The organism is Entomohabitans teleogrylli (genome assembly GCF_001484765.1).
GTDB classification, from domain to species: Bacteria; Pseudomonadota; Gammaproteobacteria; order Enterobacterales; family Enterobacteriaceae; genus Entomohabitans; species Entomohabitans teleogrylli.
In genome coordinates, this window is sequence record NZ_KQ947376.1 from 402,764 (window position 1) to 418,897 (window position 16,134).

Below are 16,134 nucleotides of genomic sequence, written 5' to 3' on the forward strand. Positions count from 1 at the left end.
TTTTTAGCCGGGATGGTCTGAGGAGTGCGAGTCACTGAGGGCGGCAAACGCTGGCGCGGTTACCACCAGCGGGAAAATGTCTGTTGCCTGTCATCAATGTCCACGCGTTCGCCAATACGCGGAATCAGCAGTCGCCACGCCTGCCCCTCGCTGGCGGCGGTGATGCGCTCCAGCGGATCATTCCAGCGATGATGGGCCAGTTTGAATTTGCTGTTATGAGAGGGCATCACCGCCCTGGCCTGCAAATCGCCGGCCGCCGCGGCGCTCTCTTCCGGCGTCATATGAATGTAAGGCCAGTTGGCGTTGTACTGCCCGCACTCGAGGATCGCCAGATCAACCCCCCCAGTTGCTCGCCAATGGCTTTAAAATGCGCGCCGTAGCCGCTGTCGCCGCCAAGATAAAGACGATGCTGCGCGGTGATCAGCGCAAATGAGGCCCACAGCGTCTGATTGCGTTTCAGCAACCGGCCGGAAAAATGCTGCGCCGGCAAAATATGGATGGCGAGATCATCACGATCGATACGGCTGAACCAGCCCCCTTCGCTGATATCGTCGGGCGCGAATCCCCAGCGCGCAAAATAGCTGCCGACGCCGGTTGGGGCGATAATATGGCCGATTTTAGCGCGCAGGGCGTCAATGGTCGGGTAATCGAGGTGATCCCAGTGATCGTGGGTTATCAGCAGATAGTCAATGGCCGGAATATCTCCGGCGCGATACATGTTGCTGCCCGGGAATGGCCGATTGGTCCCCGGCACCGGGGAGGCGTTATCGCTGAATACCGGATCGACCAGAAAACGTTTCCCCTCCAGTTGGATGAAATAACTGGAATGCCCCATCCAGATAACGACATTACGGTTTTTATCCAGTTGGTGCAGATCGGTTTTTACCGACGGCAGCGGCTGCTCCGGCACCGCCCCTGCTACTTTTGTGAAAATAAAACGATACCAGGCGACCAGCACGTTCTGGCGTCCGGCCAGTACCGGCTGCACTACCTGGTTATGAAATTGCCCGTCATAAAACAGAGGGTTTTGCGGTTCACGGGACACCACGGGAGAAGCGTACTGGGGCTGTTGCAGCCAGGCAAAAACCGCGCCGCCGATCGCCAGTCCGATAACCAACAGTATGAGCATACATTTTTTTCCGCGATTCCAGGGGATGCGTCCTGCCATAATCCGTGTGACTCCGGGAGCTAATCATGTACCGGCGGTAGCCGAACCGCTATTCTGACACAGCGGCGGCGCCAGAGAATGCTGAAAAATAAATTATCAATATGAATTTTATTCATAAATTGATAAAAACTATATCTCCACGCGCTGATAATGATGGTATAGCGACGGGGCGAGGCGATTTTTTAGCACCGCTGGATGGGCTGTTATGTCCCCTTACCTCCCTTCGGGCAGGCTGAAAACGCATCGAGCTGGTTATTCTCCCGGCGTAGCTCAATCGTAAAATCATAGTAGTCGTTCAGGCACCAGGTGCGGGTATATTCGACAGGCCGGTCGTGATGGGTAAAACCGATACGGGTAACCAGTAATAGCGGTTCATGCTGTTTAATCCCCAGATAGTGCGCCAGGTGACTGTCTGCGACCTCGGCCCGGAAATGCTGGCTTGCCCGTAGTACCGGCGACCCTTTTTTCTCGAGATGTAAATACAGCGATTCCCCCAGTTCACCGATCTTATCCAGTAAACGAGCCGGTAAAATCGCCGTCTGCAGGGAAACCGCGATGCCGTTAATCGTTCTCAGCCGGGTCAGTTCGACAACCTCAGCGCTATCGGCGGTCATTTGCAGGGTCTGACGCTCTTCTGGCGTCGATGTCCGGCGCAGATATCCCACCAGTTCGCTTTGCGCCTCGCCTCCGCAGGCGACAGCCATCTCACTGAAACTTTCCAGTAATGGCAATGACTGGCGGACATGTGGGGCAACGAACGTGCCGGAACCCTGATTACGAACCAGAATCCCCTCTTCCAGTAATTGCTGTAAGGCCTTCCGGGCCGTGCCGCGGGCAATATTCAGCATTTCCACCAGGGTCCGCTCAGACGGCAGAACATCGCCAGGCTGTAATCGCCCCTGCGCGATGGCCGATTTGATGGCATTAACCAGTTGCATATACAGCGGCATGGCGCTGGATTCATCGAGGGAAAATGTGAGTGGCTGGATGGTATTCATTGCGCCCCTGAGCATAGCGGTTACTGGTTCAGTTTTATGGACCAATTCTTATCCAGCGAAAGATATCTGTCATCCTTAAATTTCCTCACGATAAAAAATAAAGCTGTCCGGATCACAAAAAAATCCTTTCACCATGGTTTTTTAGCTCACAAGTCCACTATGGTACATAAATGGTATATAAGTGGATTAATTGAGGTTAAGCTATGCCTGAGGATTTCTTCATCCGTATGCCCGGCAGACGGCTTCAGCGCATTGTCGGCGCCCGGACGAAAATGACCACAGGCGCTATCCGCGCATTCATCAACCAATAAGGATTTACGCCGTGATAAATAAACGTTTTCTGGACTGTTGCGCTGGCGATCTGGCAGTGATGGATAAAGACGCCCTACTGTATGCCATTCGCGCAAGCGAAGGACGCGTGCTGGTCAGTGAGTCGATAGCGATAACCCAGCCATTGCTGAACAATGTGACTAACGCGGAACTTGCCGCTTCACAGGGTGCTGATATTCTGCTGATAAATATGTTCGACTGTGAAAATCCGCACATTCAGGGGTTACCGGCGGGTATTGCGCCAGATCAGACGCTGCATGAATTACAACGCCTGACAGGACGAATTATTGGCGTGAATCTTGAGGCGGTCGATCCTCAATTTGCCGTTGCCCATGAAGATATCTGGAAAATGAAACCGGGACGAGCCGCGACAGCCGAAAATGCCCGGAAACTGGTTGCAATGGGCGCGAAAATTCTGGTTCTGACCGGTAACCCAAATAATGGCGTCAGCAACCGCGCTCTCGGGTTAGCCGCTGAAGAGATTCGCGAAGCGGTGGGTAACCAAGCCGTGATTATCACCGGTAAGATGCACGGCGCAGGCGTGGTGCGGGAAAGTGGTAGCGCCATTATCAGCGAACAGGATGTCGCGTGGTTCGCCTCTCAGGGAGCCGATATCATTTTACTTCCTGCGCCGGGCACCGTGCCGGGTATGAGCCAGCAACAGGTGACCGCGCTGATTGATAGCGCGCATGCTCATGGGGCGTTGGCCATGACCGCTATTGGTACTTCCCAGGAAGGCGCGGATGTCAGCACCCTGCGCCAGATAGCACTGATGAGCAAAATGGCGGGCGCCGATTTGCACCACATTGGCGATACGGGTTACATGGGCATCGCATTGCCGGAGAATATACTGGCTTACAGTATTGCGATTCGCGGAGTCCGCCACACCTATACCCGTATCGCGCGTTCGATTAATCGATAATCACTGTCTGCGCTATTGCCTGATAAGATTTTTCCAGGGGGGCATCTGACCCGGAGGTAAACCGCTGGTCTATTATTCAGACTGGATGACAGTCGCTTTATTTCTGGCGGTTATAAAAATAATCAGACCTGTTTTTTATTTAACCTTTTTACCAGGAGATGCTCGTAATGAAGCCAGGAAAATTTCCTGGATAAATAAAAAATCTACCTGAAAAACCTACGATATAGCGCCGTATTAGTCAGAATCAGGCTGGTTTTGTATTTCGGATTTATGAGATTGTGATCACATTTCATTGTGGAGGGATAAATTAAGATTCTCAGACGATGACGAATTAATATTCTCAATAATAATGTTAAATAAAGGATGAACGATGAAAAAGGTACTCCTGTCACTGTGTATTTCTTCATTATTTTCTTTCAGTGCGCTGGCTGCTATTCCTGCCGGCGATGATGTTACCACGAAACCCGATTTATATTATTTGACCAATGAACAGGCCATTGACAGCCTGGCGCTGTTACCGCCGCCGCCGGAAGTGGGCAGCATTCAGTTTTTAAACGATCAGGCGATGTATGAAAAAGGCCGCATGCTGCGTAGCACCGAGCGCGGTAAGCTGGCGGCCGCCGATGCCGATCTGGCCTCCGGGGGCGTGGCGACGGCGTTCTCCGGCGCGTTTGGTCATCCGATTACCGCCAAAGATTCCCCGGAAATCTATAAACTGCTGACCAATATGATTGAAGACGCCGGCGACCTGGCGACGCGCAGCGCCAAGATGCACTATATGCGGGTACGCCCGTTTGCTTTCTATGGCGTGGCGACCTGTAACACCAAAGATCAGCAAAAGCTGTCGACCAATGGCTCCTATCCTTCCGGCCACACGGCGATCGGCTGGGCTTCGGCGCTGGTACTGTCCGAGATAAATCCGCAACATCAGGATCAAATCCTTAAACGCGGTTTTGAGCTCGGACAAAGCCGGGTGATTTGTGGCTACCACTGGCAGAGCGATGTCGATGCGGCGCGCGTGGTGGGCTCATCGGTGGTCGCTACGCTGCATTCTAATGCGGAATTCCAGAAGCAATTACAGAAAGCCAAAGACGAGTTCGCCTCATTTAAGAAATAGTCAACCATAACCAGGAAATCTCACCGCCGGGTGAGATTTCTTTTGTCGCTGTATCCTGGTCAGTAATACCTGAACCGCTTACTGCGTGCCGATATATTGCACGACCGCTGGCGTGATTCAATTAAAGATACCAGTGGGTGACTACCTTTTGTTCATTAAAGTCAAATCTGAGATAGTCGCCGCGATGTTCCGTATCACCGGTCACTTTCGCAGAGGCGCTGCTGGCCGTATCCGCGGCGCTACTTGCCGCCTGTACACTACTAATCGCACCGCTTAATGAGCTGGCGCCAGGAATATAGCTGGCGATTTGCCCGGCCAGATTGAGGTTGTTTTTCTTAAAGTAGGTCCACGAGTTAGAACCGCTGGAATGCGTGTCCTGCTTGTCAGGAACGCCGTACAGCCGCTGAACCTCTGCCTGGGTGGTTTTATTGACAATGATGTTAGCGCGCAGATAGCTGGCGCTGAATTTATCTTCTCCCCCAACAGAACTACAGCCAACGAGTAACACAGCCGCAATACCAACTAATATCTGTTTCATTAATTTATTCCTTTGCAAATTGCATATCGTTATTTACCGAACATCCCGGCAATATTTTAACGCCAGTGATTATTGTGAAACCTGTTTACGCCATGCCGGAATATTATATGAAAGGATATTTCAGGCGACAAACTGTGCGGAGGAATTAAGAATTGACCCCAGGAAATAATTATAAAATTCACCCTGGAAATACCGTTAATCACCGGAAATACAGTTAAAAATGAATACAGATAATTCTCTGAATAAATTTAAATAATATGGGGGAATATCGTCCTTCAGCGACCTGATGATTTCAGGTCTGCCTTATGAAATATATATGCCGTCTGCGCCCAGTGAACAGACGGCATATATCAGCGGCGCCCTCGCACGCTATAGGTGGTATTCAGTATAATCAGAATAGCGGATATTGGCGCAAGGAAGGTAAATACCCCAGCCATCACCTGATTACCCTGCGCAATATACAGTGTGAAGTGATACAACCCTATTCCCAGCGCCACAATAGCGATAAAATACAGCACGCCCGCCAGGGTTCCCTGGCGGGACCAGGCAAACAGACTTACCGCCGCCGAGGCGATGACAAATATGATAACGCCATAGACAGGTTCCATCTCTGACCTCCTGCCGTTGCCATTGATACTAGTGCCAGTTTAGAACCAGGCAGCAAAAAAAACGTTAATCTCCATCATTAAATCATCGCTGAACGCCAGGTAGCCGAAGCGTCATTCGCGTGACGGGCGGGCACAAAAAAGCCCGCCGAACTGCAGCGGGCGAATTACGCGCTAAGCTTATTCCACGTCCGGTAGGGTAAACATGCCGTACGGATGAATCTCCAGGTAATAGCTTTCCCCGACGTTGGGTTGCAGGCGGGTGGCGTTAACCTGCAGTAAAATCTGCTGGTCGTGCCACTCGACAATCACCTCGTACTGCGGTCCCATATAGGCGACGTGGCGGATAACGCAGCGCTGGCTGTCATCCCCCTGCTCGCCCAGGGTAATGGCTTCCGGACGTACCCCAACGGTGCCCTCGCCGCGACTGGCGAAGTGCGCCGGGCGCGCCAGACGGTAACCATAAATGTCTACATAATCGTCGGCAAACGCCGCCGGGAACAGGTTAGCGTCGCCCATAAAGCTGGCCATAAAGCGCGATGCCGGATGGCGATACAACTCCTGCGGCGATCCTATCTGCATAATATGTCCCTTGTTCATCACCAGCACTTTGTCGGAAACGGCAAAGGCTTCACTCTGATCGTGGGTCACATACAGCGAGGTAATATTGAACTGCTTTTGCAGCTCGCGGATCTTATCGCGCATGCTGCGCCGCAGGTTGGCGTCGAGGTTACTGAGCGGTTCATCGAACAGCAGCACTTTCGGCTTGAGGATTAGCGCCCTGGCCAGCGCCACGCGCTGCTGCTGGCCGCCGGAGATCTGGTCGACGAAGCGGTCTTCAAAACCGTCGAGATCCACCAGCGCCAGCGCTTCCCGTACCCGCTGTTTAATCTCGGCTTTTGATGTGCCGAGCATCTTCAGCCCATAGCCGATATTCTCCCCCAGCGACATATGGGGAAACAGCGCATACGACTGAAACACCATGCAAATATCCCGCTGCTGAATCGAACGTTCGGTGACATCCTCGCCATCAATGAGGATCTGCCCTTCGCTGGGCTTTTCCAGCCCGGCCACCAGGCGCAGTACCGTGGTTTTACCGCAGCCAGACGGCCCGAGCAGGGTCACCATTTGCCCCTGCGGAATGGCGAGGTTGATATTGTCGATGACGGTGTTGCTGCCGAACCGCTTGGTGACATTACGAAGTTCTACAAAATTAGTCTGTGTCATATCACACTCCGGCCTTACGCCTGGTTTTTGGCTTTCGAACGCGAGGTACGCGCCTCACCGATTAGCCAGTCAAAGAGGAAAATAATCGCCAGCATCACCACAATCAGAATCGAACCGTAGGCGATGGCCACCCCATACTCGCCGTCTTCCACCCGGTTAAGGATATAAGCGGTGGCGACGCGGGTGTCCGGCGTCACCAGGAACACAATGGCGCTAACGGTAGTGATGGCGCGCACAAAGCTGTAAATCAGCGCCGAGAGAATCGCCGGACGCAGCAGCGGCAGCAGAATATGGGTAATAGTGCGCAGCGACCCGGCGCGCAGGCTGAGGGAGGCTTCGTCCAGTGACTTGTCGATCTGCCCCAGACCGGCAATCCCGGCGCGGATACCCACCGGCACGTTACGCATCACCATCGAAATGATCACAATCGCGGCGGTGCCGGTGAGGTAAACCGGCGCGCTGTTAAACGCCAGAATGTAGGAGACCCCTGCCACGGTGCCTGGTACCGCGAAGCACAGCATGGTGGTGAATTCGATGGTCTTTTTGCCCTTAAACTGCTGACGCACCACGATCCATGCGATCAACAGACCGAAAATGGCGGTGATCGGCGCGGCAATCCCGGCGTACAACAGCGTATCGAGCAGTGAAGGCCATGCGCCGTCACTCATCCCCTGACCAAACAGTTTGGTAAAGTTAGCCAGCGTCAGGGTGTAATCCACCCCCCAGTTCACCGTAAAGCTGCCGTAGAAAATGCTGCCGTACAGCAGCGCGTTAAAGGCAATCCACACCGTCAGCAGCGCCATGACGCCCCACACCAGGGTAACCGGCAACGGCTGCACGTCGCCGCGATAGGATTTACCGGAAACCGTCACATAGGAGCGTTTGCCGATCCACATGTACTGTATGCAAAACACCAGCAGCGAGAACAGCAGCAGGAATACGCCGAGGGTACTGGCCGCCTGATAGTCGAGCTGCGAACCGGTAATATAGAAATAAATCTGCGTCGCCAGCACGTCAAAGTTGCCCCCCAGCACCAGCGGGTTACTGAAGTCCGCCAGCGACTGGACAATCACAATCAGGAACGCGTTGGCCAGCGCCGGTTTCAGCAGCGGAATGAAGACCTGATTAAAGGTCTGCCAGCGGCTGGCGCGCAGGGTGTAGGACGCCTCTTCCAGCGACGGATGGATGGTTTTAATCGCGCCGTCGAGGATCATAAAGGCCATCGGCGTGAACGCCAGTACCTGGGCAAGCCAGATACCGGTGAAGCCATACAGCCAGTTGGTATTGGTCAGCCCGAACCACTCCACCATCAGTTCGGTCACATAGCCGGAGCGGCCCATCATCAGGGTTACCCCGAGACCGACCACAAACGGCGGCGTGACGATCGGCAGAATCGAAAATATCCGGCCAATAATCGCGCCGCGCCGGGCGATACGGGTGGTGTAAATGGCCAGAATCAGGCCAAAGAACGTACAGCCAATGCCCACCGCGATGGACAGCAGGATCGAGTTGGTAATTACCTGCAGGATATGGCTCTGGGACAACACTGCCATAAACGCCAGCGGCGCGAATTCCCCGGCGTCATTGGTGAACATCGGGATGAAAATGGCGATGCTCGGCCAGACGATAAAGACCCCAATCAGCGCGATAATGGCGATCAGCGAACCAATGACAAAGGCATCGCCCCCCAGCCATTCAAGTCGGGTCAGCGCCAGGGTCATGATAGCCCCGAGCGCCACAAACAGTACGATGGTGGCATAGCCCATGCCGCGCCCTTCCAGCACGGCGCTGATCACCACAAACGCCATACACAGCAGCGCCCACCAGGCATCCAGGGTATGGCGGGAGCGCTGATCGCGGCCCGGTTCGTGGAACGGGCGCACCAACAGCAGCGTTGGCAGCAGATACCACAGTAGACTGATATTCAGTTCCGACCAGCCGTAAGCGGCGATAATCTCATCGGCGGTGGATTCCATAATTCCATAGTCAAGGCTCCAGCTCGGCAATAATGCAAAGGCCAGCCAACTGAGCGCGACCCACAGAAAAACCGCATCCCGCCTGCGGGCAGGACGCAAAGAGAGTGTTTCGGACATATAAAACGCCTCACAGGCTCAGACACGCCCGGCCGCGCGGGTTTACGGCACCCGGCGGCAGAACGCATCGATAGGGAAAGTTCAGGAACGGGCGTGTACCCCGTTCCTGAAAACGGCTTATTTGCCCATTTTCACATCGGTGACCCATTTGCTAATCAACGCTTTACGTACGTCGCTGGAACCGTATTTGTCCATGTCGTAGTTGATGAGTTTCAGGCCGTCGAGCTTCAGTGAGTTCGGCGAGGTTTCCGCCGTGGTGTTAGTCAGGATCTGGTAAGACTTGCCTTTCTTCCAGGAGAGCTCCTGGGCCTCTTTCGACAGCGCCCAGTCAACGAACAGCTTCGCGTTATCCAGATTACGCGCGCCCTTGAGAATACTGATGCCGCCGATTTCATAACCGGTGCCTTCGCACGGCGAAATCAGCTCCAGCGGTGCCCCCTGCTCTTTTTCCAGCGAGTAGTCGTGCAGGAAACCGATACCGATGGCGGATTCGCCGCGGGCGGTGTTGCGCGACGGCGCGATGCCGGATTTGGTGTACTGGGAAATATTGCCGTTGAGCTGCTTGAGGTAATCAAACGCCTGATCTTCGCCCCATAGCTGGACAAAGGTAGCCAGCGCGGTATAGGCGGTGCCGGAGCTTTGCGGATCGGCTATCTGGATTTCACCCTTGTATTCCGGCTTCGTCAGATCTTTCCAGCACTGGGGGATCGGCAGATTTTTCTCTTTCAGGCGCTGGGTGTTGACCCCAAAACCGAGAATGCCGACATACACGGCGGATGAGTAATTGCCTTTCAGCTTGGCCGGATCGCGGAATTTTTCCATGATCTGGCTAAGGTTCGGTGAAACGTAGGGTTGCAGCAGCCCCATCTCGCCAGCCTGGGACTGGGGATCGAGAGTGCCGCCGTACCAGACATCGGCCTGCGGGTTTTTCTTCTCGGCGTCGACTTTCGCCAGGGTACTGCCGGAACCGTTGCGAATGAACGAGGTTTTCACGTCATATTTATCGCCGAAGGCTTTGGCTTCCACCTCACACATTTCGTTGGTGGCGCTGCAATAAATGACCAGACGTCCTTTGGCGTGGGCGGCGCCGCTCAGCGAGGCCAGTGCGACGCCGGAGGCAACCAGGGCAGAGATCAGTGTGACTTTCATCGTTATATCCTTTTTTCATTATAAGCCAGAGGTAAATTAGCCGCCGGAGGGCTGGCGCGACTTCTCCTGGGCGCCGTGCCCGACCATAAACAGCGGCATCAGTAACAACCCCATCAGTACGGCGGCCACCGACAGTGACGTAAACATGCCCGACCAGCCGTAATGTACTATCAACTGAGACAGCGGCCAGCCTGCCAGCGCCGCCCCCAGATAAGCGAACAGCCCGAGGAATCCGGTAATCGATCCCGCGGCCTGTTTATGTCCATATTCGACCGCGGCCAGCCCGATCAGCATTTGCGGACCGAAGACGAAAAAACCCGTCGCGAAGAAACACATCGCCAGTAGCCCGTAGTGGTGGACCGGCGCCAGCCACAGCGCCACCACCGATACCATTAGCCCGAGGGTAAACAGCAAAATCATCGGCGCGCGCTGGCCGTTAAACAGCAGGTCCGATCCCCAGCCGGCGAACAGCGCCCCGAGCAGCCCCCCGACTTCAAACAGCACCACCGTGGCGTTGGCGCTCAGCAAATTGACGCCGTGGCTTTCCGTCATCCAGATATTGCCCCAGTCGTTGAGCGCCATGCGAATCAGATACACCAGCACGTGCGCCACCCCGAGCAGCCAGATCATCGGATTCTGCAGCATGGTGGTGCGCAGCATCTGCCACAGCGGCATAGGCGGACTTTGCCGTTCCTGGCGCAGTTCCAGCGGATCGTGGCGCCATTCTCCGACCGAGGGTAATCCCTCTTCCTGCGGTGTGCCCCGCAGTTTGGTACATAACCAACCCCCTATCGCCATGCTGATAATCCCTGGTGTCAGCATCGCCGCCTGCCAGCCCCATATCCAGGCGGCAAAGGCGCAAATCAGGGGAATGATGGCGCCGCCGATATTAATCGAGGTATTCCACCATCCCCACCAGAAGCCGCGTTCGTTGCGCGAATACCAGTGGGTAAGAATTCTGGCGCACGGCGGCCAGCCCCAGCCCTGAAAAAAGCCATTCAGCATCCAGATACCCAACAGCAGCGGTAGTGAATCGCCAAAGGCAAACAGTACATTCAGGAGTCCGGTGGCAAACAGCCCGATGCCCATAAATGCCCTGCCGCCGTGGCTGTCGTGCCACAATCCGGCAGTGAATTTGGAGATGCCGTAGGACAGATAAAACAGCGATCCCAGCAGGCCGATGTCGCCTTTACTTAACCCAAGCTCCAGTTGCAGTTCGGGCAAAATATAATTCACGCTTTTGCGCGTCAGATAAAACGCCGCGTAGCCGATCACCATACACAACAGCAGACGCGGACGCTGACTGCGGTAGCGTTGGCTTATCTCCTGCGCGGAAAGCGTAGTCATAGATTTCTCCGGTTATTGCGGACTATAAAGAAACGGCTTTGCGCAAGGATGAGAGAAAGTCCGCAAGCGCTAAGAGTTTTTCCTGGTTAGTAAGCGGTTTGTGACGAAACTGTGGGCAGGTTAACAATTACCCGCGTTCCGTTGCCGGTTTCCAGCGTCAGTTGTCCCCCCAGCGCGTCGACGCGTTCGCGCATCCCCTGAATGCCAAACCCGGATATTTTCTGGGAACGGATCCCCGTCCCGTTGTCGCTGACTTCGAGGGTGATACCGTCTGCGCAAGGCTGCAGAACGATCGATACTTCGCTGGCCTGAGCGTGTTTGCAGATGTTGTTCAGCAACTCCTGCACCAGCCGGTAGAGAGTAAACACCACCGTTTCATTGTGCGGCGTTTCACTGAGCCGATAGTCGAAGTGGCAATGAATGCCGCGCTCGGGGAAGGAAAACTCGTTGACCAGATGGCGTAGCGCCTCGTCCAGCGCCATTTCATCAAGCACCGGCGGGCGTAGCTGGCGCAACAGCTGGCGCGTGGAGTGGTGAATACGCCGCGATAAGTCATTAATCAGCGTCGCCGCCTGCAGGGCCTGCGGCGTGGTGGCGCTACGCTTGACCATCTGCGACTGGATCTGGATAGCGGTAATGTTCTGGCCAATTTCATCGTGCAGTTCGCGGGCCAGCTGTTTGCGGGTGTCCTCTTCGGTATGGACCAGTTTTTCGGTGAGCGCGCGCCGGGCCTGTAGCTCAACCTCCAGGCGCTGGCGGTAATGATCGAGATTCAGCGCCAGTTGCTGCTGGCGGCTGATAGCGATCCCCAGCCCAACCCCCAGCAACGATTGGGTGGCGAGAAACAGCTCCAGCTCCACCAGATCGCTGAATCCGCTGCCGATCTGCCGGGCGATGGTGATCATCATGCTGCCCAGCAGCCCGGCGAGTACGCCCCCCTGCCAGCCGAATTTCCAGGCCATCACCACATTGGGCAGGAATACGGCGATCAACAGCAGCCGCTCCAGTTCCGGGGAGAGCACCAGTTGGGTACCGATTCCGATAACGCAAAACAGACTACACCAGACAATCAGCGATGCGCGCAGCGGCGGGCTGGCGCTTTCCAGTCCCAGCAGATGGTAACGGTGCTGCTGGCGCAGAAACTCGAAGATCAGATAGGTAAACGGGGTCAGCAACACCCCGCCGGTAAATGACGCCAGCCCGAGCAGCATTGTCGGGCTGGTCACCAGCGGCGCCAGGATCAGGGTATTAAGAAAGGTGGCGCCGGTCACCCCGGACAGCAGCAATAACAGCCGCTGCCAGTAGAGCGGATAACGGTGCCAGAATTGCTGGACCGCCCGGGCGGGCAACAGACTGATAAACGGCGCCAGCAGTATCGCGTAGCCGGCGACCAGTTGTTCGCTGTGCAGCCAGAGGATCAGCAGGATTTCCGGCAACAACAGCGCCGGCCAGAAGCGGCGCGACAGCAGAATCAGCAGCGCCAGATGCACACCGTGGGGCAGCAACAGGATGGCCTGCTGCCCGTTGTGGGTGAGATAAAAACTGATGGTCCACAGGGCTATCCAGCCCGGTCCCCAGGCCAGCATAATCAGCAGCGACAGGACCCAGTGACGCAGCGAGCGCGACATTAATGCCCCGTCAGCAGGTGATGCTCAAGGGCAAAGTGCACCAGTTCAATGGTGGTGGCGCACTGCAGTTTACTGAGTACGTTGGCGCGGTGGACGTGTACCGTTTTATGGCTGAGGTTAAGTTTCCAGGCGACCTCTTTCACGCTTTCCCCTTTCACCAGCAGATCGAATACCTCTTTTTCGCGCGGCGTAAGGACGGCCAGCGCATCGTTGACCTGCCTGCCGCCGCGCAGCGCTCGTAGCGCATCGGTACACAGGTAATGGCCGCCGGTCGCTACCGAGCGGATCGCCTGGACCAGTTCTTCCGGTCCGCAGCGCTTGGTCAGGTAGCCGCAGGCGCCGGCGTCAAGGGCGCTCTGCACAAACGCCGGGGTATCATAAATACTGAGTATGATGGCGCGAAAATCAGGGCGCTGCTGGCGCAGACGCCCGAGCAGACTCAGGCCATTTTCATCCGGCATGGCGACGTCGAGAATCGCGACATCCACCTCATCGCGCAACAGCTCCGGCCAGGCTTGCGCCGCCGTACTGAACTGGCCGAGCACCGTCATATCGTCTTCCAGGCTGAGTAACTGGGCAAAACCTGAACGGACCACCACATGGTCATCCACTAATACTACGCCTGTCATGACATTCCCTTCCCGGAAAATAAAACGACTATCATGCCGTACCTGTACCAGCAGGCAACGGCAATGGAACATTAATGTTATGAATGTATCAAAAAATCACAGCGCAACCCTGAAATCAACCGGACGCCGGTAAATTCGGGCGATTTCTCGTCCGTCTGTGTGGCCCGACTGCGCGGGCCGAAGGGGTTTAATGAGCCCGCTCAAATCTCTTTGCGGCCGAGGTAGCGCTCTTTCCACAATGCGCCGGCGATGCCGATGTCGAGGAATGGCGAAGGCGGCATGTAATTCGCCTGGCCGAGGGACTGCATCGCGGCAATAAGCGGGTTATCCTGTTTCAGGGCGTAGTCCGCCAGCAGACTTCCGGCGATGGTCTGTTTGGAGACCCCGGCGCCGTTACAGCCGCCGGCGGTCCAGACCTGCGGCGCCAGTTGGCCCCACACCGGCGCCCCGTTGCGCGTTACGCTGATGGTGCCGGACCAGGTGCGGGCCAGCGGTACATCAGCAAGCTGCGGATAGGCCTTGCGGAAGATAGCCAGATGCTGCTGCGCGGCGTTCCAGGTCTGGCCGGCGCCAACCCAGCCCTTCAGAGCCGGGTCCACATGCTGGCGCACCAGGAAACGGTGGTCCTGCGTGTAACGCAGCGTGGCGCCGGCAATGGCGTTAACCGGCGTCAGGCCCCAGCTTGTCATTTCCGGCAACCGCCCGCGCTGCTCGGCGGTTAACGGTTCGGTAATACTGGCATAGGTAGCCATCGACGCCTGACGCCCGGTGACCGGCGAGAGCTCCCGGGACAGCGCGTTGGTCGCCAGCATGAGGTTACGGGCATGCAGAGTTCCCTGCAGGGTGGTTATCCGGGCGCTGCCACTGGCGTAGTCAATCGCCAGCGCCGGGGTATGGTGGTAAACGGTAATATTGTCCGGCAGATGGCGCGCCAGACCGGCAATCAGTTTCGCCGGATTCACCAGAATGCAGCCCGGGGTATAGATCCCCTTGCTGTAAAGCCGGGTGCCGAGTTTCTGGTACAGCGCTTCGCTGTCCAGCAGTTGATACGGCTCCTGCATGGTATCCAGATTATCAATGTACTCTTTGAGAATGGCGGCGCTGGAAGGGTCTATCTGGCAGTGATATTTACCGGCGTTTTCCCATTCGCAGTCGATGCGATGCGCCGCCACGCTCTCTTCCAGTTGGCGGATCCCCTCCTGCAGCAAGGTGCGGTAATCCTGAGCCTTTTTCAATTCCGCCGTGGAACTGCCAATATTATGGGGTAAACCGATAATAAAGCCGGAGTTGCGCGCCGAAGAGCTGTCGGCGGCGGTTTGCGAATCGATCAACACGATTTTCAGATCGGGGTTGAGGCTGGCGAGACGCCGGGCGAAGCCGACGCCGGCAAAACCAGAACCAATCACCGCCCAATCGGCGTGGATATCGCCGACCAGTTGCGGCTGCTGCTGATAATCTTCGTCGTTAAGCGACCATCCGGTTTGATTTTGATTAAATGGTACTGATGCGTACTTCACTGTTGTGATCCCTGTGGTCTTAATGCCTGGTAAACCGGCGTAACGGTTGTCCGCGCCGCGCCGGGCAAACGGACAAATAACATAGCCTGATCGATCAGGCTTTTACTGTAATCCCCTCATTTTATAAGTCATTTTGCGGCGCCTGACTATGCATAATCAGCTGATTTTTATTCATCCGATCACCTGCTAAAGGTGATCTCATTGTTATTGTGAATAAAATCGTCGCGCTAGATCCAGCGTCTGACCCTGCGGCTCCAGGTCGTCCACTGTTCGGGAAACTTCTCGCGTAGCGCTTTCTCTTCCGGCCGAATATGTAACTGATGCAGGCTGACGACCAGCAGCGGCAGAGTCAGACAGGCCGCAAGGCTGTACAGCAGCAGACTCCATCCGGCGAGCAGGATAACCATTGCCAGGTAAACCGGATTGCGGGTGAAGCGAAAAATACCGCTGGTAATCAAATGGCGAGTATTTTGCGGATGAGCCGGGTTCAGCGTGGTGCGATAGCGACGGAATTGCCAGACGGCGGCGCAAGCCAGCGCCAGGCTCGCGGCGGCGCAGATAGCAAAAAACGCCGCCGCCGGCGAATGGCGCAGCGTTTGCACACCGGGTAAGCCGGCCAGCAGCCAGCCGGCCAGCATATGCAAAGCGCAGAGAATCGGCGGAGGTAATAGTTGTCTTATTTTCATTCCTGTTCCTGTTCAGGCGCCGGATAATAGGAATTTTCCAGCCAACGGTTTAATAGATTATCAGAATTGAAACCGGGATCAGATTATTTAAAGTTTATTCAATAATAAAATGTCTCATTCTTCACGGAAATAAATACAACCCATCGGTTTAAGAATATCATTGCTTCAAAAGCCGCTACG

The 16,134-nt window shown here is 55.5% G+C and carries 13 protein-coding genes and 1 pseudogene; 2 read left to right on the forward strand and 12 right to left on the reverse strand.

Going from position 1 to position 16,134, the window contains the following annotated elements:
• Window positions 1–59: 59 nt before the first annotated feature.
• Window positions 60–1,129 (reverse strand): annotated as a pseudogene (locus AQ981_RS01880) (MBL fold metallo-hydrolase).
• 242 nt (window positions 1,130–1,371) lie between these two features.
• Entirely contained in the window at window positions 1,372–2,166 is a 795-nt protein-coding gene (locus AQ981_RS01885; RefSeq protein ID WP_058910047.1) for a GntR family transcriptional regulator, read from the reverse strand.
• A 322-nt stretch (window positions 2,167–2,488) separates the two neighbouring features.
• On the opposite strand from AQ981_RS01885, the gene AQ981_RS01890 reads away from it, so the two are divergent.
• Together AQ981_RS01890 and phoC are read left to right on the forward strand one after the other, a co-directional pair.
• Entirely contained in the window at window positions 2,489–3,418 is a 930-nt protein-coding gene (locus AQ981_RS01890; protein ID WP_476701390.1) for a DUF7916 family protein, read from the forward strand.
• Window positions 3,419–3,788: 370 nt separating this feature from the next.
• The gene (gene phoC, locus AQ981_RS01895; RefSeq protein ID WP_058910048.1) at window positions 3,789–4,535 is read left to right on the forward strand and encodes an acid phosphatase PhoC; all 747 of its coding nucleotides are present in this window, start codon (window positions 3,789–3,791) and stop codon (window positions 4,533–4,535) included.
• A 121-nt stretch (window positions 4,536–4,656) separates the two neighbouring features.
• On the opposite strand, the gene AQ981_RS01900 is transcribed toward phoC, so the two are convergent.
• The 10 genes from AQ981_RS01900 to AQ981_RS01945 form a co-directional block, all read right to left on the reverse strand.
• A complete protein-coding gene (locus AQ981_RS01900) occupies window positions 4,657–5,073 on the reverse strand; it encodes a hypothetical protein (protein ID WP_058910049.1) in 417 nt (138 codons plus the stop codon).
• Between the two features lie 350 nt (window positions 5,074–5,423).
• Window positions 5,424–5,681, reverse strand: coding sequence for a DUF2545 family protein (locus tag AQ981_RS01905; protein WP_058910050.1), 258 nt, complete (start codon window positions 5,679–5,681; stop codon window positions 5,424–5,426).
• A 177-nt stretch (window positions 5,682–5,858) separates the two neighbouring features.
• Window positions 5,859–6,905, reverse strand: a complete 1,047-nt coding sequence (fbpC, locus tag AQ981_RS01910; RefSeq protein WP_058910051.1) for a ferric ABC transporter ATP-binding protein — start codon at window positions 6,903–6,905, stop codon at window positions 5,859–5,861.
• Window positions 6,906–6,919: 14 nt separating this feature from the next.
• Entirely contained in the window at window positions 6,920–8,998 is a 2,079-nt protein-coding gene (locus tag AQ981_RS01915) for an ABC transporter permease (protein WP_058910052.1), read from the reverse strand.
• Window positions 8,999–9,115: 117 nt separating this feature from the next.
• Window positions 9,116–10,147 carry an ABC transporter substrate-binding protein gene (locus AQ981_RS01920; RefSeq protein WP_058910053.1) on the reverse strand — a complete coding sequence of 344 codons (1,032 nt, stop codon included), beginning with the start codon at window positions 10,145–10,147 and terminating at the stop codon, window positions 9,116–9,118.
• A gap of 36 nt (window positions 10,148–10,183) precedes the next feature.
• Window positions 10,184–11,494 carry an MFS transporter family glucose-6-phosphate receptor UhpC gene (uhpC, locus tag AQ981_RS01925; RefSeq protein ID WP_058910054.1) on the reverse strand — a complete coding sequence of 437 codons (1,311 nt, stop codon included), beginning with the start codon at window positions 11,492–11,494 and terminating at the stop codon, window positions 10,184–10,186.
• A gap of 86 nt (window positions 11,495–11,580) precedes the next feature.
• Entirely contained in the window at window positions 11,581–13,122 is a 1,542-nt protein-coding gene (locus AQ981_RS01930; protein ID WP_058910055.1) for an MASE1 domain-containing sensor histidine kinase, read from the reverse strand.
• Entirely contained in the window at window positions 13,122–13,751 is a 630-nt protein-coding gene (locus AQ981_RS01935; RefSeq protein ID WP_058910056.1) for a response regulator transcription factor, read from the reverse strand. Before AQ981_RS01935 ends, AQ981_RS01930 begins: the two co-directional genes overlap by 1 nt.
• A 200-nt stretch (window positions 13,752–13,951) precedes the next feature.
• Window positions 13,952–15,268 carry an NAD(P)/FAD-dependent oxidoreductase gene (locus tag AQ981_RS01940; RefSeq protein ID WP_058910057.1) on the reverse strand — a complete coding sequence of 439 codons (1,317 nt, stop codon included), beginning with the start codon at window positions 15,266–15,268 and terminating at the stop codon, window positions 13,952–13,954.
• Window positions 15,269–15,495: 227 nt separating this feature from the next.
• Window positions 15,496–15,954: a methyltransferase family protein gene (locus AQ981_RS01945; protein WP_058910058.1), complete on the reverse strand. Its 459-nt coding sequence runs from the start codon at window positions 15,952–15,954 to the stop codon at window positions 15,496–15,498.
• Window positions 15,955–16,134 lie beyond the last annotated feature (180 nt).

Excerpts from the sequence above, each read along its gene's own strand:
- AQ981_RS01935 (WP_058910056.1), bottom strand. The coding sequence starts at position 13,751 with ATGACAGGCGTAGTATTAGTGGATGACCATGTGGTGGTCCGTTCAGGT.
- fbpC (WP_058910051.1), bottom strand. The coding sequence starts at position 6,905 with ATGACACAGACTAATTTTGTAGAACTTCGTAATGTCACCAAGCGGTTC.
- AQ981_RS01920 (WP_058910053.1), bottom strand. The coding sequence starts at position 10,147 with ATGAAAGTCACACTGATCTCTGCCCTGGTTGCCTCCGGCGTCGCACTG.
- phoC (WP_058910048.1), top strand. The coding sequence starts at position 3,789 with ATGAAAAAGGTACTCCTGTCACTGTGTATTTCTTCATTATTTTCTTTC.
- AQ981_RS01915 (WP_058910052.1), bottom strand. The coding sequence starts at position 8,998 with ATGTCCGAAACACTCTCTTTGCGTCCTGCCCGCAGGCGGGATGCGGTT.
- AQ981_RS01905 (WP_058910050.1), bottom strand. The coding sequence starts at position 5,681 with ATGGAACCTGTCTATGGCGTTATCATATTTGTCATCGCCTCGGCGGCG.
- AQ981_RS01930 (WP_058910055.1), bottom strand. The coding sequence starts at position 13,122 with ATGTCGCGCTCGCTGCGTCACTGGGTCCTGTCGCTGCTGATTATGCTG.
- AQ981_RS01885 (WP_058910047.1), bottom strand. The coding sequence starts at position 2,166 with ATGAATACCATCCAGCCACTCACATTTTCCCTCGATGAATCCAGCGCC.
- AQ981_RS01900 (WP_058910049.1), bottom strand. The coding sequence starts at position 5,073 with ATGAAACAGATATTAGTTGGTATTGCGGCTGTGTTACTCGTTGGCTGT.
- uhpC (WP_058910054.1), bottom strand. The coding sequence starts at position 11,494 with ATGACTACGCTTTCCGCGCAGGAGATAAGCCAACGCTACCGCAGTCAG.
- AQ981_RS01945 (WP_058910058.1), bottom strand. The coding sequence starts at position 15,954 with ATGAAAATAAGACAACTATTACCTCCGCCGATTCTCTGCGCTTTGCAT.